We start from the raw sequence: 19,753 nt of genomic DNA, 5'->3' as shown, positions 1-19,753 counted from the left end.
TAGAGAAGGGGCGGAATCTACCGCCCCTTCTCCGTTTCTGCATGCGCTTGAGCAGCGCCCTCAGCCAGCGCGGCAGCGGGTTCGCGTGCCGGGCGTAGAAGTCGTGTTCGCTATACGGGCAAGATGGCTGGGATGCCCGCCGCGCATGTTGGGAAAGCAGGATGGCGACGACATTGTCATACATCGGAGATCCTCCGTTCGATGAAGTCGTCTCCTTCAATAAACACGAAAATCTGCTTCTTGTAGCCAAGAATTCCGGCTATGTTTTTCACTCATGAAAAACATCAACTGGGATGCTTACGAACTTTTCCTGCAGGTCGCGCGGTTGGGAGGACTGTCGGGCGCGGCAGTTGCGACGGGCCTGAGCCCGGCGACGATTGGCCGGCGCATGCTGGACCTGGAAGAAGCGATCGGCCGCCCGCTGTTTCTGCGAAGCCGCACCGGCTACCGGCTGACCCCGGATGGATCGGCGCTGATGTCCCAGATACTGGAGATGGAAGGGGCGGCGCGCCGCATCGAAAGCTGGAAGCAGGACGGCGCCGGATCGCCACTGGTCAAGGTCGCCTGCGGCACCTGGCTCGCCTGGCTGTTCAGCCGCAACGCCTCCGCCATCTGTACGGAACGTGACAATTTCCGGCTCGATTTCTACATTGCCGAACGGCGTGCCAGCCTCGCGCATCGGGAAAGCGATATTGGCATTCGCGCTTTTGAGCCCGAGGAGCCCAATCTTGCGGCGACCAAGCTTGGCGAGGTTGCCTATGCCGCCTATCGTGCCCGCAACCTCCAGCCTTCGACCGCGGAGCGCTGGCTTGCCGTGGCCGAAGAGGATGCGATTTCGGCCTACCTGCGCTGGCCGCATCAGGAGCGGGCGGATCAGATAGTGGTGACGGTCAACCGGGCGCGTTCGTTGCGGGATCTTGCGCTTGGCGGAGCGGGCACTGCGGTTTTGCCCTGTTTCGTGGGCGATCAGGACATGCGGCTGGAGCGCGTTGGCGGCGAGATCGAAAGTCTGCGCCACCGGCAGTGGATCGTCATGAACAACGACGATCGCCACCGGCGGGAAATCCGCACGGTGGTCGATCGCATGGTGAGGTTTGTCAGGGACCGCGCCGAGCTTTTCGCCGGGCGCAGGCCGTAGCTACTGGATGCGGTTCGTGACCACGACCGGAATCATCAGGTCGCCCCAATGGCCGTCGCCTCCATGGTGACGCGCAGAGCGGACAAGCTCCACCGAAACCCCTGCCTCGACCGCCTTCATGATCGCGTGGTTGAGCCGATGGAGGTCGTTGGCGAGCATGCGGATGGCAGCCTGCTGCTGCTCCGTCATCGTACTTGCCTGCTCCTCGGCGCGTTCCTTGACCTGGGTGCGGATCGGCGTGTTGATGTTCATGACATTTCTCCTCTCATTATCCGGGGTTCTTGAGCGTTGCTTGTCCTGAAATGGCTGGTTATTCAGCCGCCGGACGGAACTGGTCGCGTTCGGTCGATTCATGCATCGCGGTGGTCGAGGACGCGCCGCCGGTGATGGCAAGCGAGACCGCATCGAAGTAACCGGTGCCGACCTCGCGCTGGTGCTTGGTGGCGGTGTAACCGTTGACCTCTGCCGCAAACTCGGCCTGCTGCAGCTCCGAATAAGCTGCCATCTGCCGGTCCTTGTAGCCGCGGGCCAGTTCGAACATGCCGTAGTTCAGCTGGTGGAAGCCGGCGAGCGTGATGAACTGGAACTTGTAGCCCATCGCACCGAGCTCACGCTGGAACTTGGCGATCGTCGCGTCATCCAGGTTCTTCTTCCAGTTGAAGGACGGCGAGCAGTTGTAAGCGAGCATCTTGTTCGGGTGGACCTTGCGGACACCTTCGGCAAAGCGCCGCGCCTGCTCGAGATCCGGCTTCGAGGTCTCGCACCAGATGAGGTCGCAATAAGGTGCGTAGGCAACGGCACGCGCGATGCAGGGCTCGAGCCCGTTGCGGACACGGTAGAAGCCTTCGACGGTGCGGCCGGCATCGTAGTCAACAAACGGCTGGTCGCGCTCATCGATATCGGAGGTCAGCAGTTTGGCGGCTTCTGCGTCGGTTCGGGCGATGACGAGCGTCGGGACGCCCATGACGTCGGCGGCGAGACGCGCGGCGGTAAGGTTGCGGATATGCGCAGCCGTCGGGATCAGCACCTTGCCGCCCAGATGACCACACTTCTTTTCGGACGCCAGCTGGTCTTCGAAGTGAACGCCCGCAGCGCCAGCTTCGATGAAGGCCTTCATGATCTCGAACGCATTGAGCGGACCGCCGAAGCCAGCTTCTGCATCGGCAACAATGGGTGCAAACCATGTCTCGACCGACAGGCCCTTTCCTTCAGCGGTCTCGATCTGGTCGGCGCGCTGGAGCGTGCGGTTGATGCGGCGTGCCAGTTCAGGTGCTGCATTGGCCGGATAGAGGGATTGGTCAGGATACATGGCAGACGCCGTGTTGGCGTCCGCCGCAACCTGCCAGCCGGAAAGGTAGATTGCCTTCAGGCCGGCGCGAACCTGCTGCATCGCCTGGTTGCCGGTCATCGCGCCGAGCGCGTTGACGAAGTCTTCCCGGTGCAGCAGCTCCCATAACCGGTTTGCGCCCATTTCTGCCAGCGAATAGCGGATCTGGGCAGAGCCGCGCAGGCGCTTGACGTCTTCAACCGAATAGGGGCGTTCGATGCCGTCGTAGCGGCCCTGGGGAGCGCCTTCAATTAGGTTGTAAAAGTCTGTCATGTCTAGTCCTCCTGTAAAACTCGTCTGCGTGTTTCGCTGTGACGGAATTTACAACAGGAACGCCGAAGCGCCAGAAATGATTGCATTTCGCTGCTGTGAAACGGGTTAGGATGTCTTGCCTTTGACAGTAGAGATTGTAAAGTTGTCACGACAGTCAAAGAAGAAGCTGGGCGAGTTGTAAAGAGAGCGGCGATGGCGGAGCGGAAGATCTTTGCGGGTCAGCGGGTACGACGGGTGAGGCTGGGGCTTGGCCTGACGCAGACCGCGATGGCCGAGGGACTGGGTATCTCGCCCTCCTATCTCAACCTGATCGAGCGCAACCAGCGGCCGCTCACGGTCCAACTGCTTCTGAAGCTGGCGTCTGTCTACAAGATCGACCTTGACGCGCTGCAGGATGAGGGCGGCGGGCTTGCCGGGCGCCTGCGGGAGGTATTCACCGATCCGCTGCTTGCCGGCGAAATTCCCGGTGACCAGGAGATCATCGATGTGGCGGAGGCGGCGCCCAATGCCGGGCTTGGCCTTATCAAGCTCTACCGCGCCTATCGGGAGCAGGCCGCACGGCTCTCTGACCTGTCGGACCTTCTTGCACGCGAAGGGCATGAGCCGTCGATTGCCGGCACGCGCCTGCCGATCGACGAGGTGCGGGAGGCGCTGGAGCGGCGGCCGAACTTCTTCGGCAGGATCGAGGATGCGGCGGAAGCCTTCTCAACCCAGCTTGCGCCCGGCGACGATCTGGCCGGTGCGTTGAAAGCCTGGGCGAAGAGCCAGCACGGCATCGTGGTGCGCACGCTGCCGGTGCACGCCATGCCGAACCTGCGGCGCCGTTACGATCGTCACTCGATGCGGTTGTTCATCTCCGAGCGACTGTCGCCCTTCGATCGGACACGCGAACTGGCGATGGAAGTGGCGCTGCTGGCCTTCAAGACCGAGATTGCCGCTGAACTGGATGAACTTGCCCTGTCGAGCAATGAAGCCAGGCGCATCGCTCGGTTCGAACTTGGCCGCTATGCGGCACACGCGCTGCTCATGCCTTATGGCGCCTTCCTGAGTGCGGCCCAGCGGCTGCGATATGACATCGATCTGCTGCGGGCGCGGTTTGATGTGTCTTTCGAACAGGCGGCAACGCGCCTTACGTCACTGGCGCGCTCCGGTGCGGCCGGTGTCCCGTTCTTCCTGATGGAAGTCGACCACGCCGGCAACGTCATCCGTCGCGCGGGCGCGCAAGGCTTCCCGCAGGCGAAGTTCGGTGGTGGCTGCGTCAAGCTTAGCATTCACTCAACCTTTGCCCAGCCGGGACAGGTGCTGGTCGATCGCGTCGAGATGCCGGATGGCACGATCTTCCTTTCGGTGGCGCGCTCGCTGGAAGGACCACAGGCTGGATTCGGGGAGCGTATCCGCCGCACGGCGATCGTGCTCGGCTGCGAATATGATGGTGCTGAGGCCACGGTTTATGGCGATGCCGTTGCCGGCGCTTCGGGCACGGTCTTGGCCGGCACGGCCTGCCGCCTTTGCGAGCGCCAGGGCTGCCTTGCGCGGGCGGAGCCGCCGGTCACGCGACCGCTTGGTCTTGACGAGATGGTGACCGGCCTCAGCGCCTTTGATTTCCAGTAGTGTACACGCGCCAAATTCTGCTTGTGGGCGGCGTCAAAGCTTTCTAGTCTTTGGGAAAAGACGAAGATTGCGGATGCGGGCCGGGTAGGGGGCGCATCGCCAAATAACTGGAACAGGAGAGATCATGAAAAGCCATTTGCTCAGCCTAGCGGCTGCCGTTGCCGCGACAACCATTGCCGCAACGGCAGCCTTTGCGCAGGAACGGGTTGTTCATGTGTATAACTGGTCCGACTATATCGACGAGTCGGTGCTTGCCGACTTCACCAAGGAAACCGGCATCAAGGTCGTCTACGACGTTTTTGACAACAACGACATCGTAGAAACGAAGCTGCTTGCCGGCGGCTCCGGTTATGATGTCGTCGTGCCGACCGGTCCGTTCCTTGCCCGCCAGATCCAGGCCGGCGTCTTCCAGAAGCTCGACAAGTCGAAGCTCCCGAACCTTTCCAACATGTGGCCGCTCGTCACAGAGCGCCTGGCCAAGTACGACCCCGGCAACGAATATGCCGTCAACTACATGTGGGGCACGACCGGCATCGGCTACAATGTCGCTAAGGTGAAGGCCGCGCTCGGCGACGTGCCTGTCGATAGCTGGGATATCATCTTCAAGCCGGAAAACGCGGAAAAGCTGAAGTCCTGCGGCATCAACATCCTCGATGCCTCAGACGAAACCTTCGCAATCGCCATGAACTACATCGGCAAGGACCCGGACAGCAAGGAGACCGCTGACCTGGAAGCCGGTGGCGAGGTCTACCAGAAGATCCGCCCTTTCGTTCGCACCTTCAACGCCTCGGCTTATATCGATGAACTGGCGAACGGCGACAGCTGCATCTCGATCGGCTGGTCGGGTGACGTCCTGCAGGCCAAGACCCGGGCCGAAGAAGCCAACAACGGCGTCGAGGTCGAGTTCGTGATCCCGAAGGAAGGCACCTATATGTGGTTCGACAACCTGGCGATCCCTGCGGACGCCAAGAACGTTGCCGAAGCGCATGAATTCATCAACTACATGATGAAGCCGGAAGTCATCGCCAAGTCTTCGAACTACGTGCAGTACGCGAACGGCAATCTCGCTTCGCAGCAGTTCCTCGACAAGGAAGTGCTGGAGAACCCGGCCGTCTACCCGCCGGAAGATGTCGTGAAGAAGCTTTTCACGATCTCGCCCTATGGACCGCGCGAACAGCGTGTTCTCAACCGCGTCTGGACGCAGATCAAGACCGGTAGCTGATGCTGGGGACACGGGCAGGTGACACCACCTGCCCGGACCTGTTCTGAGATATAGGGGTAGACGGGGTAGGGCATGGCGAAGTCGCTTGGACCGGTAAAGCGCAAATTCTCACCCTGGACGGATCCCACAGCCGAACCTTTCATACGGTTCGAGAATGTCACAAAGCGTTTTGGTGACTTTACCGCCGTCAACAACCTGACCCTCGACATCTATGAGCGAGAGTTCTTCTCGCTGCTCGGCCCCTCCGGCTGCGGAAAAACAACGCTGATGCGCATGCTGGCCGGCTTCGAGGAGCCGACCGAAGGCCGCATCCTCCTCCAGGGCAAGGACATCTCCGGCGTGCCGCCTTACCGCCGGCCGACCAACATGATGTTCCAGTCCTACGCGCTTTTCCCGCACATGACGGTGGAAAAGAACATCGCGTTTGGCCTGCAGCAGGACAATCTCCCGAAGGCCGACATCGCCAAGCGCGTCCAGGAAATGCTGAAGCTCGTGAAGCTCGAGCAGTTTGCCAAGCGCAAGCCCGCACAGCTTTCCGGCGGACAGCGGCAGCGCGTGGCGCTCGCCCGCTCGCTTGCAAAACGGCCGAAGGTGCTGCTGCTCGACGAGCCGCTCGGCGCGCTCGACAAGAAGCTGCGCGAAGAAACCCAGTTCGAGCTGATGGACATCCAGCACACGCTGGGTCTCACCTTCCTGATCGTGACGCACGACCAGGAAGAGGCGATGACGGTGTCGGACCGCATTGCGGTGATGGACAAGGGGGAGATCATGCAGGTGGCGACGCCTGCAGAAATCTACGAGGCGCCGAACAGCCGTTACGTGGCGGACTTCATCGGCGACATCAACATCCTTGAAGGCACGGTGCGGCATCGGGAAGACGCGACCGGTTCGCCGGGCGTGCTGCGCATCGACAGCGACGGCCTGCAGGTTGCGGTCGACACGGGCTCGCAAGCCGTTGCCGACGACAAGGTCGCCTTCGCCATTCGCCCGGAAAAGGTGCGTATCTCGCTCGACAAGCCGGCCGAAACAGCGGTCAACGCGCTTTACGGCGAGGTCTGGGATATCGGTTATCTCGGCGACTTTTCCGTCTTCCTCGTGCGGATGGAAGACGGGCGCATCGTGAGGGCGGCGCAGGCCAACGTGTCGCGACTGGTGGACCGGCCGATCACCTTCGGCGACATGGTCTGGCTCACCTGGTCGCGTGACGCCGGCATCGTGCTGACGCGGTAGACGGAGAAACACGATGGCGAGCGCTTCTCCGACATCGGCCCACCCATCGGCACATCGCTCACACATGGCGCGCTGGCTGGTCGTGGCCGTGCCCTATCTGTGGCTGCTGCTGTTTTTCGTGGCTCCCTTCCTGATCATCTTCAAGATCTCGTTGTCGGATACGGCCATCGCCATGCCGCCCTACACGCCGGTCTTCAAAGGCTTTGATGCTTTCGGCGACTTTGCGTCGAAGCTGGATCTTGAGAACTACCTCTTCCTCACCAGCGACCCGCTTTACATCAAGGCCTATCTGTCGTCGCTGCGGATCGCGCTGATCTCGACCTTCCTGCTGCTCCTGATCGGTTATCCGATGGCGCTTGCCATGGCACGCGCGCCAAGTTCGCTGCGCCCCACGCTGGTCATGCTGGTGATCCTGCCGTTCTGGACCTCGTTCCTGATCCGTGTTTACGCCTGGATCGGCATCCTGAAGCCCGATGGTCTCTTGACCCTGCTGCTGCAGGCAATCGGATTCATGGGTCCGGATGACCAGGTGCAGATCTTCCGCACTGACATCGCCGTCTTCATAGGCATGGTCTACTCCTATCTTCCGTTCATGGTCCTGCCGCTTTACGCGGCACTCGAAAAGATGGATGCGACACTGCTGGAGGCAGCAAGCGATCTTGGCTGCCCGCCGTGGAAGGCGTTCTGGAAGATCACCTTCCCGCTGTCGCTGCCGGGCGTCATCGCCGGATCAATGATCTGCTTCATCCCGATCACAGGCGAATTTGTCATTCCCGACCTCCTGGGTGGTGCCGATACGCTGATGATCGGCAAGACCTTGTGGACCGAGTTTTTCGGCAATCGTGACTGGCCGCTTGCATCCGCCGTCGCGGTAATCCTGCTGATCCTGCTCGTGGTGCCGATCGCGATCTTCCAGAACCAGCAGAAGAGGGTCGTCTAGGATGAAGTCTTCCCGCTTCGATGCGACCGTGCTGACGCTTGGCTTCGCCTTCCTCTACATCCCGATCGTCATCCTGGTGATCTATTCCTTCAACGCCTCCAAGCTGGTCACGGTTTGGGGCGGCTTCTCGCTCAACTGGTATCGCACCATGTGGTCGAACCAGGGCCTGATGGACGCCGCCTGGGTGACGTTGCGGGTCGGCGTGCTGAGTGCCACCATCGGCACCGTACTTGGAACACTGACCGCGCTCTCGCTCACGCGCTACCAGCGGTTTTACGGGCGTACGTTGTTTTCCGGGATGATCTATGCGCCGCTGGTGATGCCGGAAGTCATTACCGGTCTCTCGATGCTGCTGCTGTTCGTGGCGCTCAATGTCGACCGTGGCTTCTGGACGGTCACCATCGCCCATACCACCTTCACCATGTGTTACGTGGCGATCGTCGTGCAGTCGCGGTTGATGACCTTCGACCGGAGCCTGGAGGAGGCGGCGCTTGATCTCGGTTGTCCGCCGGTGAAGACCTTCTTCAAGATCACCCTGCCGCTGATCTTCCCGGCTGTGCTGGCCGGATGGATGCTCGCCTTCACGCTGTCGCTGGACGACCTGGTGATTGCAAGCTTCAACACCGGGCCGGGTGCGACCACGCTGCCGATCAAGATCTACAGCCAGGTGCGGCTTGGGGTGACGCCGGAAATCAACGCCATCTGCACGATCCTGATCGGGCTTGTGACGATCGGCGTGATCATTGCCTCGCTGACGACCAAGCGAACGGAGATGCGCCGGATCCGCGACGAACACGACGCAGCGCGCGCCGAGCCATAAGTTTTCTGGGAGGAGATGGAATGAGCAAGGAAGGGCCGCTCTGGAGCCCGTCGCCGGAAACGCAGCAGAAGACGCCGCTCATTCAGTTCATGCGCTGGGCATCTGATCGGTACGGGCGCGACTTTCCTGACTACGATAGCTTCTACGCCTGGTCGATCAACGAGCGCGCCGACTTCTGGTCGGCGGTGTGGGACCACTGCGGCATCAAGGGCGAGAAGGGCGATCGGGCGCTGGAACACGGCGACGACATGCTGGCGACCCGCTTCTTTCCCGACGCCAGCCTGAACTTCGCCGAGAACCTGCTGACTGGAACCGGTGCCGGCGACGCGCTGATCTTCCGCGGGGAAGACAAGGTCAGCTACCGATGGTCGTGGGACAGGCTGCGCGCCGAGGTGTCGCGGCTGCAGCAGGCGTTCAGGGCGCTTGGCATCGGAAAGGGTGATCGCGTTGCCGCGATGATGCCGAACATGCCCGAGACCGTGGCCTGCATGGTCGCCGCCGCCTCGATCGGCGCCATCTGGTCTTCCTGCTCGCCGGATTTCGGCGAACAGGGCGTGCTGGACCGCTTCGGGCAGATCGACCCGAAGCTCTTCATCACCTGCGACGGCTATTGGTACAATGGCAAGCTTCAGGACCTTTCGGCCAAGGTGAGGGCGGTTTCGCAAGTGCTGAAGGCGCCGGTGCTGGTCGTGCCTTATGCCGGCGATGCCGCGTCACTCGCCGCCGCGCTTCCGACCGGCCGCACCTGGGAGCAGTTCACAGCGCCTTATCAGGCCGGCGAGATCATCTATGAGGCGCTGCCCTTTGCGCATCCGGTCTACATTCTGTTTTCGTCAGGCACCACGGGCGTTCCGAAATGCATCGTGCATTCGGCTGGCGGAACGCTGCTGCAGCACCTCAAGGAGCACCGGCTCCATTGCAGCATCGTGCCCGGCGAGAAGCTCTTCTACTTCACCACCTGTGGCTGGATGATGTGGAACTGGCTGGTCTCGGGCCTCGCCGTCGGCGCTACGCTCTGCCTCTACGATGGCTCGCCGTTCGCACCAGATGGCAATGTGCTGTTCGATTATGCGCAGGATGAGAAGTTCGCGGTGTTGGGGACTTCCGCCAAATATATCGATGCGGTGCGCAAGAGCGGCATCGTACCCGCCAACACGCATGATCTTTCGGATCTGCGGCTTCTGACCTCTACCGGCTCGCCGCTCTCGCCGGAAGGCTTCTCCTTTGTCTACGAAGGCATCAAGCCGGATGTGCATCTGGCCTCGATCTCTGGCGGAACCGACATCGTGTCCTGTTTCGTGCTGGGCAATCCGCTGAAGCCGGTCTGGCGTGGCGAGATCCAGGGGCCGGGGCTCGGGCTCGCGGTCGACGTCTGGAATGATGACGGAAAGCCGGTGCGGGGCGAAAAGGGCGAACTGGTCTGCACCAAAGCATTCCCTTCCATGCCGGTGATGTTCTGGAACGACCCCGATGGCAAGAAATACCGGTCAGCCTATTTCGAGCGCTTCGACAATGTATGGTACCATGGCGACTTTGCCGAATGGACCGAGCATGATGGCATTGTCATCCACGGCCGCTCAGATGCGACGCTCAATCCGGGCGGCGTGCGGATCGGCACTGCCGAAATCTACAATCAGGTCGAGCAGATGGAAGAGGTGGCGGAAGCGATCTGCATTGGCCAGGATTGGGAAGACGATGTGCGCGTGGTGCTGTTTGTCCGCCTCGCCAACGGCCATGTGCTGGATGATGCCCTGATCCAGGCGATCAAGACGCGCATCCGCGTTGGTGCATCGCCGCGCCACGTTCCGGCCAAGGTGATCCAGGTGGCGGATATTCCGCGCACCAAGTCGGGCAAGATCGTCGAGCTTGCCGTGCGCGACGTCGTGCATGGCCGGCCGGTGAAGAACAAGGAAGCGCTCGCGAACCCCGAAGCGCTGGACCTTTATGCCGGGCTGGAGGCTTTGAAGACCTGATCGTCCTGTTCTGGCGCAGGATACGGCTTGGCCGTTCCCAATCGGTGCAGCGGTAACGCTTCATTAAGGTTTGGCGGCCAAAAGTGGAGCAACATGGGGCCATCCGGTGTATGGAAGATCGCGTAAGCCGCGAGCTTCCATGGACATGATGTCTCCCCTCCGACCTCGTTGGACAGCATAAACTTTAAAAGGCAGCTCTCGCTGCCTTTCTTTTGGAATGTCCTACACGCTAGGATTGATCTCGCTGAAGATTACGTCGCCGTTCAGGTGGCAAGCACGCGCGGCGAGGGGAAGGTAATTTCCACCAGCGTACCCTCGTTCGGGGCCGAACTGATCGAAAAGGCGGCGCGGTTTGCGTCAACCATCGCCTTTGTCAGCGGCAGGCCAAGGCCGGTGCCGTCACCCCGGTTGCGGGCCGCACCGATCTGGCGGAACGGCTTCATCGCGAGCTCGAGTTCAGAACGCGTCATGCCGATGCCGGTATCGCGGACCCGCAGGACCACGCTGCCATTCGCCTCATAAGCCGTGGAGACGACGATCTGCCCGCCGGACGGCGTAAAGCGGATGGCGTTGGCGAGGATGTTGAGCACGATCTGCTTTACCGACCGAAGGTCTGCAACCACCTGCGGCACCGTGTGCGACAGCGCCGTGCGGATGATGACCCGCTGGCTGTTGGCCTGCGGCTGAACGATCGAGACTGCCTCGGACACCGTTTCGTTCAAGCCCACGGCGACGAAATCGAGATCCAGTTCACCGGCCTCGATCTTGGAGATGTCCAGGAGATCGTTGACGATGTCGAGCACGTGGCGACCGGACCGCCCGATGTCATGGGCATATTCGATGTAGCGCGGGTGGCCGACAGGACCGAAGCGCTCGGTCGCCATCATGTCGGCGAAACCGATGATCGCGTTGAGCGGCGTACGAATCTCGTGGCTCACATGGGCGAGGAACTCGCTCTTGTGGGCATTCGCCGTTTCTGCCGCCCGCTTGGCGCTCCGCAACTCGTCCTCGGTGCGCTTCCATTGGGTGATGTCGCGGATCACCGCGCAGTAGCCGTTGGAGGAGGTCAGCTTGCCGATCGTCATGAACAGCGGCAGGAAGCCGCCATTGGCTTCGCGGCCGATCACCTCCCGCCCGTCGTTCAAGACGCTGGCGACGCCGTGGCCCGATAGGCCACTCAGGTAATCGACAATCGCCCGCTGGCTTTCATGGGCAAAGAGCGTGACGAAGGGTTTGCCGGTGATCTCGTCATTGTCGTAGTTGAAGAGCGCGCTGGCCGCCCGGTTGATGGAGCGGATATCGCCCTCCGCGCCGATGATGACGACGCCGTCAGTCGCAGTTTCCAGGATCGCCCGGAGTTCCTCCACTTCGACCTGCAGGCGCTGCATCTGGTCGGCCGAGCGGTCTGGCCGGAGCGGGATCACGTCGGCAGCGCCGTCGCCGCCATCGGTTGGCGCGCCCTCGGTTGCAACCGGCATCAGCGCCAGCATCAGTGCCGTCGTGTCATCCCAGCGTACGGACTGCAGCCGCGCAGTAACCGGAACCAGCTCGTCATCGGCGCGGACGACAACCATGCCGCCAGCCTGCGCCGTCTTGCCTTCCAAATCCTGCCGCTGCAGCAGCGCATCCAGCCCGCCGATCTCGATCAGGTCGTCCAGCGAGGTATAGCCCGTCAGCCGCAGGAATTCCGGGTTGCCGTGGATCAGCACATCACCGCTATGCACGAGCAGCGCCACCGGCATCTGGTCGATGATCTCCGCCGACAGGCCGATCCGCTCGCGCATCGGGATCATCTGCCGCAGCAATTCCTGATCGGAAAGTTCTTCGCTCGGCTCGATCTCGGCGCTCGCCTCCTCGGCCGTTTCGTCTTCGGTGGCGTTCACCGCTTCCGGCTCGGAGACCTCATCGGTTTCCGCGCTTGGCTGCTGCTCCTCGGTGGAAGCTGTCGCTTCGATCTCTTCTTCCGGCTCCACGGGTGCTTCCGGTGCCGAGTCCTCAACCTGATCTTCGGTGAATTCGGCAGCGGTGTCAGTCGGCGCGATATTTTCATCCGGTGTCGGATCGGGCGTGAGCGCGTCCGTCGGCGTTTCATCGGCGACAGAAATCGGCTCTTCCGGCGCCTGGGTCTCGTCCGGTTCCCGATGCACGACGCTGTCGAGCTGGCGGGCGATTTCGCGGAAGGCCGCCTGCTCGACCGGGCTCAGGCCATCACGGCGGTTCGAGCGGTGCTCTTCGAGCTTGATGATCTTGTCAGACGTGCGCCGGCCGGGATTTTCGATGATGCGCAACGCCGGACGCTCGCCCTGCGGCCAATCCAGCAGTGACGGGATCTGCCGACCGGACTGGTGCGGGCTCGCCGGCTCCTCATGAACCTCGTCGGTAGCCTCTTCGGTCGGCTCTTCGGCTTGGGTTTCGGTTTCGGTGTCCGTAACGTCCGGCGCCGGGGCAGTCTCATCGACTTCGGTTTCGGCAGCATTGTCTTCTACCGGTGGCTCGACAGTTTCATCCGACGCGTGCGACTCGAGCGGTTCGTCTGTGGCGTCTTCCGGTTCGAAGGAGAAAGGCGGATGTTCGGGCGCTTCCGAGAACGCAGGTTCCGCTTCCTCAATCCCCTCGGGCTCGAGGGAAGGGGAGAGCGTCAGGCCGATGGCATTCGGGTCTTCGGCGACATCGGCAAGTCGCACGATGCCGAAACCGCGAAAGCCGTCAAATTCCCGGGTGCGGGTATAGGTGGGCAGGGCTGCGAGATCGACCGGCACGACGAGTGCCGTTCCCTCGACCGGCCACCAGATCGTCTTGCCCGACCAGGTATCGCGCTTGCTCAGGAGTTCCGCCACCTTGCCGTCGGGGTCGAGATGGAAAAGCGAGGCAAGATCGGTAAAGGCCATGCCGTTGATGTCGGCCGCATGCGGGCCGACCGCTTCGGCGAACTCGCTCGATACCTCGCTGAAGCGCCCCTCGGCGTCGATCTTCCAGACAAAACGCGTGGCGCGCGCGCCAGGCTGGAAAACAAAGCCTGCCGGCTTCGCCGCGACAGGTTCTTCGCCAGCGTCAACGGCCTCGGCTTGAGGTTCCGGGGCTTGCGCGGTTACCGGAGGTTCCTCGCTCGGCGCCTCAACGGCAACAGCCGGCTGCGGATCGCTTTCGACTGGCACGGCGACATCAAGCGAGATCTCTTCTTCGGGCTCGTCGGCCTCTTCGATCTCGGAGACTGCACTGATGGCGTCGGCATAGGTTTCTGGCGTCGGCGCGGCGGGCGCTTCATCCGGCTGCTCATAGGAGGCCTCCACCGTGGAGCGTCCCTCGACGGCTTCCACGGTAAAGAGCAGATGCAGCGCCGGATCATCAGACAGCTTGCCAAGCGCCGCCGGCAGGTACCCCTTGACCGTCGGGATCGGGCGCTTCACGAGCCGGCTCGGTTCGCTTCCCGCCATGGTCGCCAGCATCCGGGTCGTTTGCGCGCTGATCTGCAGCGCGTCGAAATCCGGCGAGGACGCGAGAACCGTGCCATCGGCATCGATTACCGCCATGTGGGTGTCGGGGTCGTCGAACCCGTTGATCATCTCTGCCGCCACGGCATTCAGCGGGCGGGCGTGCTTATTCACCGGCGCGCCGAACAGCAGCGCCGGCTTGCCATGGATCTCCACCAGTTCGCAGGACGCCTGAACCGGCACGCGCTGGAACCCGGATGCAATACGGATGGTGAAGCTGCGGTTGTCGCCTGGCTGGCCAAGCTGACGGGCTGCCGCCTCCAACTGTCGGAAAGCCACATTTGCGCGCTTTGGGCCCTGCTCGAGCAGGTCATAGATCGCGGAAAAACCGAAAAGTTCAGCGCCACGGCCGTTCGCCCACAAGGCGGTCGTGAGATCGGCGGAAAACAGAACAAGGGCATCGCCGGCTGCGAAGCGGTCACGGATACGCTCGTGAACGGCAATGTCTATGAACGGGTACTGTACGACGGACATGGCCAGACCTTGATGTTCAGAGCCGACGGGCGGCGGCATTTAACCCTTTGTTAATAGCTGTGCCTCGGCTTCTGGTCGAGGGTAGGGCATGCGAAACCGGCGACAAGGTTAACGCGCCGATTTGTGCGGTGCACAATCATATTGCAATGCACAATAACGTGGTCTATATATAAGGCATGTGATCTTGGCCGCTGCCAAACAAAACAACAACAAGGACCAAAACGATGGCATATAGAACTGACGATGTCTTTTCCTTCTCTGCCTTCGACCCGTCGAAGTTTACTGAAGGTTTTCGCGAGTTCGCCGAAAAGGGTGCAGCTCAGTCGCGGGACGCCTATGCTAAGATGAAAACTGCTGCCGAGGAAGCCGCAAAGACGGTTGAATCCACAGTACAGACGGCACAGGCTGGTTCTGTTGAGCTTGGACTGAAGGCGATTGATGCGCTTCGGACCAATGCCGACCAGTCGCTCAGCCACATGGAAGCCCTGCTTGGTGTCCGTTCGGTTTCCGAACTGATCGAACTGCAGACCTCGTTCTTCCGCCGCCAGGCTGAAACCACGGTCGAGCAGGCCAAGGCCATGCAGGACATTACCCGCAAGATTGCGGAAGACGTTACCAAGCCTGGCAAGGAAGCTGCCGAAAAGGCAATGGCCTCTTTCAAGGTCTCCTAACAGGTCGGGGGCTGGAGAAATCCAGCCACGTCGATTTCGGTGAAAGGGGCTTGCAAAAACAAGCCGATCGCCGTATGTGACCCCCCGAAGGCGCGACGAGCGCTTTGTGCGGTTGTAGCTCAGTTGGTTAGAGCGCAGGTTTGTGGCACCTGAGGTCGGTGGTTCAACTCCACCCAACCGTACCACTCTCTTATTTTACCACCGATCTAGAGAGTTCTCGCCAACCTACCGGCATGTATTTGCTTCGCCCAGAAGCGGACACAATGTCGTGGGTCGCAGCATCCGCCCTTGTTCAGGGCGCATATCTGCCTACATTTGCGCCTGCGAGCGCCTCATTAATAAGCTCGCACGACGGGCTATCGCCCACCTTCAGCTGCCGTTTTGCGGCAGTCGCTTTAAGAAGGACATGGATCTATGACCATTTCAATCAACAAGCTTTCCTCCAAGGGAGGAACGCAGATTTCGCCGAAGCATATTGCTAACGCCGTTAATGAAGCCCGCCGTGCCGTGGGTTACAGCATCGATGAACTGGCCGTCACCACGGGTCTGGTTGGTGACGAGATCATCCGGATCGAAAACGGTTCGGATGCCGATCCGCGCAAGCTGAAGCGCATCGCTGCAGCCCTTCGCGTTCCGGTTTCCCAGTTCCTGCCGAACTGAATTCTGGCCCGGCCGCTTCGGCGGCCGGTCACGCCGTCTCGTGGTCCGAAGGTTCGGACACGAAAATCTCGGCCTCCCGCCGAACCAGTTCGTTGAGAAAATCAACGACAGTCCTCAGCCGCACCAGGTTCCTTGTCGTCTCGTGATAGGTTGTCCAGTAGGATCGCCGGATGACAATCTGCGGCAGGATGCGGACAAGTTCCGGATGCTGCCGCGCCACATAATCATGCAGAATGCCAATTCCTGCGCCGGAACGGACAGCCTCCGTCTGGCCGATCGCGCTTGAAATCTCGAAGCGCGGATCCCAATCCCGCATCACCTCGCCGGTAAAATTGAGGGAAGGGGAGAAAATCAGGTCCTCCACGTAACCGATCCGGCTGTGGTCCTTCAGCGCTTCGACAGTTTCCGGCCGCCCGGCGGCGTCGAGGTAAGATCGTGACGCGTAGAGTCCCAGCGTGTAGTCAGTAAGCTTGGAGGACACCAGCCGCCCTTCCTCCGGCCGCTCGATGGTAATCGCTATGTCCGCCTCCCGCTGCGACAGCGAGAACGACCGCGGCACCGGCACCAGTTGCAGCTTCAGTTCGGGATGCCGATGTGTCAGCGCTCCGAGCCGCGACGCCAGAAACGACACGCCAAACCCGTCCGGTGCTCCGATGCGGATCGTGCCGGAGATCGCCGCATCCACGCGGCCCGTGCTGGCCTGGGCGGCAAGCATCTCCGTTTCCATGCGCTCTGCGGCACGAAAAAACACTTCCCCCTCAGCCGTCAGTTCGCAGCCGTTGGTGCGGCGCACCAGTAGCTGCACGCGCAGGTCCTCCTCAAGCGCGGTGACGCGTCTACCAAGAGTCGCGTGGTTGATGCCAAGCCGTCGTGACGCGGCCAGGATCTGCCCCGCACGCGCAACGGCGAGGAACATACGCACATCATCCCAGTTCACGCCGCACTCCTGATGTCAAATTTTGCACAACGGATGCTTAAACTACAGCGTTGCCTTGTGCAAAGCGCCGAGTATCCTCTGCAGCCACAAAAGCCATTATCAGGAGGAGCATCACCATGCGCGAGATCGGGCATTTTATCGGCGGTAAGCGGGTCGCCGGCACCAGCGGCCGCACCGCAGACGTTTTCAACCCTGCAACGGGCGAAGTTCAAGCGAAGGTCGCGCTGGCGAGCGTTTCGGAAATCCGCGCCGCGGTTGAGAACGCCAAGGAAGCCCAGCCGAAATGGGCTGCGACCAATCCGCAGCGCCGCGCCCGCGTGTTCATGAAGTTCGTAGACCTCCTCAACCAGAACATGGACGAACTGGCGACGCTGCTTTCGAGCGAGCACGGCAAGACGGTAGAAGACTCCAAGGGCGACATCATCCGCGGCCTGGAAGTCTGCGAATTCGTGATCGGTATTCCGCACCTTTCCAAGGGTGAGTTTACCGAAGGCGCCGGCCCGCAGATCGACATGTATTCCATCCGCCAGCCGGTCGGTATTGGCGCAGGCATCACGCCTTTCAACTTCCCGGGCATGATCCCGATGTGGATGTTCGCGCCGGCAATCGCCTGCGGCAACGCCTTCATCCTGAAGCCGTCCGAGCGTGATCCGTCCCTGCCGATCCGGCTTGCAGAACTGATGATGGAAGCCGGGCTGCCCGCTGGCATCCTCAATGTCGTCAATGGCGACAAGGCAGCCGTTGATGCGATCCTGACGGATCCGGATATCGGCGCGGTTTCCTTCGTCGGCTCGACGCCGATTGCGCGCTACGTCTATGGCACGGCCGCGATGAACGGCAAGCGCGCCCAGTGCTTCGGCGGCGCCAAGAACCACATGATCATCATGCCCGATGCCGACATGGACCAGGCCGTCAACGCGCTGATGGGCGCGGGTTATGGTTCGGCCGGCGAACGCTGCATGGCGGTGTCGGTCGCGGTTCCGGTTGGCGAAGAAACCGCCAACCGCCTGGTGGAGAAACTGACGCCGAAGATCGAGTCGCTGCGGATCGGCCCGTACACGGACGAAAAGGCCGACATGGGTCCGGTCGTCACCAAGGAAGCGCATGCCCGCATCAACAGCCTGATCGACCGTGGCGTCGAGGAAGGCGCCAAGCTCGTGGTCGATGGCCGCGGCTTCAAGCTGCAGGGTTATGAGAACGGGTATTTCGTCGGTGGCACGCTGTTCGACCATGTCACGCCGGACATGGACATCTACAAGACCGAGATCTTCGGCCCTGTCCTCTCCGTCGTTCGCGCCCAGAACTACGAAGAAGCCCTGTCCCTGCCGATGAAGCATGAATACGGCAATGGCGTTGCGATCTTTACCCGTGATGGCGATGCCGCCCGAGACTTCGCAAGCCGCGTCAATATCGGCATGATCGGCATCAACGTGCCGATCCCGGTTCCGCTCGCCTATCACTCCTTCGGTGGTTGGAAGGCCTCGTCCTTCGGCGACCTCAACCAGCACGGTACCGACTCCATCAAGTTCTGGACGAAGACCAAGACGATCACCGCGCGCTGGCCGTCCGGCATCAAGGATGGTGCGGAATTCGTCATGCCGACGATGAAGTGACGGCAACAGTTCTCGGAAAGGCCTCTTCGGAGGCCTTTTCTTTTTTAGGGTGAGCTTATCCACACAATCCTCAGGCAAGCTCGGTATGATTATACCTTTGCATTGACCTAGCCGCAGACTGATCTAACTTGGCTGCGGAGTAGGCGTTGGGGGAGAGTATTATGGTATACGAGTGGGACGAGAGGCGCGCACGCCGCGCTCATTTCACCAAGCTTGCGATGATACTGAGCTTCGCGCTGGTCGCGGTCACCATTCCGGCACTGGTTGCCATCACCATGGTCAACTGAGACCGGAGATTAGTCAGGCGATCCGCCGCCGATCCGGAATATCGATCTGAAAGCGCGGGATATCGACAGATGGGCAGGAGCTTCCTGGCCAATGGCTGTGTAACCCGCTTCGGTGAGCGAGAACAGCCGCCCGTGCCGTGTGTCGCGCCGCACGACGTATTGCATTGTCAGCGCATGGTTGAGGGCAGGGGTCATCTCCTTGTTCCAGTCCAGTTCCTCGGCCGGCACGCGCGAGGCGCCAGCGTTGTAAAGTATGGTCAGGACCTCGTGCAGATCGGGCGATAACATCGCCTATCTTCGCACAACATGCGGGTGCGCGCCATCGCGCCGGGAAACCCCGCCATTGTTCATGACGCTTGCGTTGTCGCAGGCGCCAAACTTGATGCAGATTTTCTTATTTTGGAATTGTTCAAAACTAGCTGACCCTCTATATAGAACCTCTACAAGGTTCGGGAGAACAGAATGCGCCTGACGAAGCAGACCAATTACGCCGTGCGGATGTTGATGTATTGCGCGGCCAATGACGGGCATCTCAGCCGCATCCCGGAAATTGCCAAGGCTTACGGCGTATCCGAACTCTTCCTGTTCAAGATCCTCCAGCCGCTCACCAAGGCCGGTCTCGTTGAAACCGTGCGTGGCCGCAATGGCGGCGTCAAGCTTGGCCGTGCTGCCGAGCGCATCACACTGTTTGATGTGGTGAAGGTGACGGAAGACAGCTTCGCCATGGCGGAATGTTTTGAAGACGGCGCGGTGGAATGTCCGCTGGTTGATAGCTGCGGCCTGAACGCGGCGTTGCGCAAGGCGCTCGGCGCCTTCTTCGACGTGCTCGCGGAATACACGATCGACGATCTCGTCAAGGCCCGCCCGCAGATCAACTTCCTGCTTGGCCTCGATGACCTGCGCGCCCCGAAGATCGCAGCGCCCGCCGCCTGAGGCGCGCTAAAGTTCCTTTCCAAAGGCACTGCTTCGGCGGTGCCTTTTTCGTTCCGGCTTGGTGTGAAGGTTGACCCGAATCTTCTTTTCAATAGAAGAAGCGGCATCCTGCCGGGTTCCTCCGGTCGTTTTTCCCCATGCCCTTCGGACCTG

The 19,753-nt window shown here is 61.2% G+C and carries 17 protein-coding genes and 1 tRNA gene; 13 read left to right on the top strand and 5 right to left on the bottom strand.

The features are described from left to right. Positions 1 to 274: 274 nt before the first annotated feature. The gene (locus M0654_RS08870; RefSeq protein ID WP_248682786.1) at positions 275 to 1,138 is read left to right on the top strand and encodes a LysR family transcriptional regulator; all 864 of its coding nucleotides are present in this window, start codon (positions 275 to 277) and stop codon (positions 1,136 to 1,138) included. Here M0654_RS08870 and M0654_RS08865 read toward each other — a convergent pair whose 3' ends face one another. Then, positions 1,139 to 1,390 carry an SMc00767 family acetate metabolism repressor gene (locus M0654_RS08865; RefSeq protein WP_248682785.1) on the bottom strand — a complete coding sequence of 84 codons (252 nt, stop codon included), beginning with the start codon at positions 1,388 to 1,390 and terminating at the stop codon, positions 1,139 to 1,141. It abuts the gene before it with no gap. 58 nt (positions 1,391 to 1,448) lie between these two features. Beyond that, positions 1,449 to 2,738, bottom strand: coding sequence for an isocitrate lyase (aceA, locus tag M0654_RS08860; protein WP_248682784.1), 1,290 nt, complete (start codon positions 2,736 to 2,738; stop codon positions 1,449 to 1,451). A gap of 192 nt (positions 2,739 to 2,930) precedes the next feature. Here aceA and M0654_RS08855 point away from each other — a divergent pair, with 192 nt between their 5' ends. The 6 genes from M0654_RS08855 to M0654_RS08830 all read left to right on the top strand — a co-directional run bounded on the left by M0654_RS08855 (position 2,931) and on the right by M0654_RS08830 (position 10,534). Beyond that, entirely contained in the window at positions 2,931 to 4,349 is a 1,419-nt protein-coding gene (locus tag M0654_RS08855; protein WP_248682783.1) for a helix-turn-helix domain-containing protein, read from the top strand. Between the two features lie 124 nt (positions 4,350 to 4,473). Beyond that, on the top strand, positions 4,474 to 5,571 hold the full coding sequence (locus M0654_RS08850; RefSeq protein WP_118848745.1) for a polyamine ABC transporter substrate-binding protein: 1,098 nt from the start codon (positions 4,474 to 4,476) through the stop codon (positions 5,569 to 5,571). Positions 5,572 to 5,643: 72 nt separating this feature from the next. Then, positions 5,644 to 6,801 carry an ABC transporter ATP-binding protein gene (locus M0654_RS08845; RefSeq protein ID WP_248682782.1) on the top strand — a complete coding sequence of 386 codons (1,158 nt, stop codon included), beginning with the start codon at positions 5,644 to 5,646 and terminating at the stop codon, positions 6,799 to 6,801. Positions 6,802 to 6,814: 13 nt separating this feature from the next. Further along, complete coding sequence (locus M0654_RS08840) at positions 6,815 to 7,741, top strand: ABC transporter permease subunit (protein WP_248682781.1); 927 nt, start codon at positions 6,815 to 6,817, stop codon at positions 7,739 to 7,741. Between the two features lies 1 nt (position 7,742). Next, positions 7,743 to 8,561, top strand: a complete 819-nt coding sequence (locus M0654_RS08835) for an ABC transporter permease (RefSeq protein ID WP_248682780.1) — start codon at positions 7,743 to 7,745, stop codon at positions 8,559 to 8,561. 20 nt (positions 8,562 to 8,581) lie between these two features. Then, entirely contained in the window at positions 8,582 to 10,534 is a 1,953-nt protein-coding gene (locus M0654_RS08830) for an acetoacetate--CoA ligase (protein WP_248682779.1), read from the top strand. 263 nt (positions 10,535 to 10,797) lie between these two features. On the opposite strand, the gene M0654_RS08825 is transcribed toward M0654_RS08830, so the two are convergent. Then, positions 10,798 to 14,499 carry an ATP-binding protein gene (locus M0654_RS08825; protein WP_248682778.1) on the bottom strand — a complete coding sequence of 1,234 codons (3,702 nt, stop codon included), beginning with the start codon at positions 14,497 to 14,499 and terminating at the stop codon, positions 10,798 to 10,800. Positions 14,500 to 14,723: 224 nt separating this feature from the next. Here M0654_RS08825 and M0654_RS08820 point away from each other — a divergent pair, with 224 nt between their 5' ends. The 3 genes from M0654_RS08820 to M0654_RS08810 all read left to right on the top strand — a co-directional run bounded on the left by M0654_RS08820 (position 14,724) and on the right by M0654_RS08810 (position 15,830). After that, entirely contained in the window at positions 14,724 to 15,170 is a 447-nt protein-coding gene (locus M0654_RS08820; protein WP_248682777.1) for a phasin, read from the top strand. A gap of 108 nt (positions 15,171 to 15,278) precedes the next feature. Further along, a tRNA-His gene (locus M0654_RS08815) sits at positions 15,279 to 15,355 on the top strand. A gap of 229 nt (positions 15,356 to 15,584) precedes the next feature. Next, positions 15,585 to 15,830, top strand: coding sequence for a helix-turn-helix domain-containing protein (locus M0654_RS08810; RefSeq protein WP_248682776.1), 246 nt, complete (start codon positions 15,585 to 15,587; stop codon positions 15,828 to 15,830). Between the two features lie 28 nt (positions 15,831 to 15,858). Here the strand turns inward: M0654_RS08810 and M0654_RS08805 are convergent, their stop codons facing one another. Continuing rightward, on the bottom strand, positions 15,859 to 16,767 hold the full coding sequence (locus M0654_RS08805; protein ID WP_248682775.1) for a LysR family transcriptional regulator: 909 nt from the start codon (positions 16,765 to 16,767) through the stop codon (positions 15,859 to 15,861). A gap of 116 nt (positions 16,768 to 16,883) precedes the next feature. Here M0654_RS08805 and M0654_RS08800 point away from each other — a divergent pair, with 116 nt between their 5' ends. Next, on the top strand, positions 16,884 to 18,380 hold the full coding sequence (locus M0654_RS08800; RefSeq protein WP_248682774.1) for a CoA-acylating methylmalonate-semialdehyde dehydrogenase: 1,497 nt from the start codon (positions 16,884 to 16,886) through the stop codon (positions 18,378 to 18,380). A 161-nt stretch (positions 18,381 to 18,541) separates the two neighbouring features. Continuing rightward, positions 18,542 to 18,667: a hypothetical protein gene (locus M0654_RS22750; RefSeq protein ID WP_282571586.1), complete on the top strand. Its 126-nt coding sequence runs from the start codon at positions 18,542 to 18,544 to the stop codon at positions 18,665 to 18,667. Positions 18,668 to 18,676: 9 nt separating this feature from the next. On the opposite strand, the gene M0654_RS08795 is transcribed toward M0654_RS22750, so the two are convergent. Continuing rightward, positions 18,677 to 18,955, bottom strand: a complete 279-nt coding sequence (locus tag M0654_RS08795) for a hypothetical protein (RefSeq protein WP_248682773.1) — start codon at positions 18,953 to 18,955, stop codon at positions 18,677 to 18,679. Between the two features lie 174 nt (positions 18,956 to 19,129). On the opposite strand from M0654_RS08795, the gene rirA reads away from it, so the two are divergent. Next, entirely contained in the window at positions 19,130 to 19,600 is a 471-nt protein-coding gene (gene rirA, locus M0654_RS08790) for an iron-responsive transcriptional regulator RirA (protein ID WP_118848755.1), read from the top strand. Positions 19,601 to 19,753: the final 153 nt, after the last annotated feature.

The sequence above is a fragment of the Neorhizobium turbinariae genome (assembly GCF_023223505.1).
GTDB classification, from domain to species: Bacteria; Pseudomonadota; Alphaproteobacteria; order Rhizobiales; family Rhizobiaceae; genus Neorhizobium; species Neorhizobium turbinariae.
Note: the sequence above shows the minus strand (reverse complement) of the source record. Positions and strands in the feature narration are given on the sequence as shown.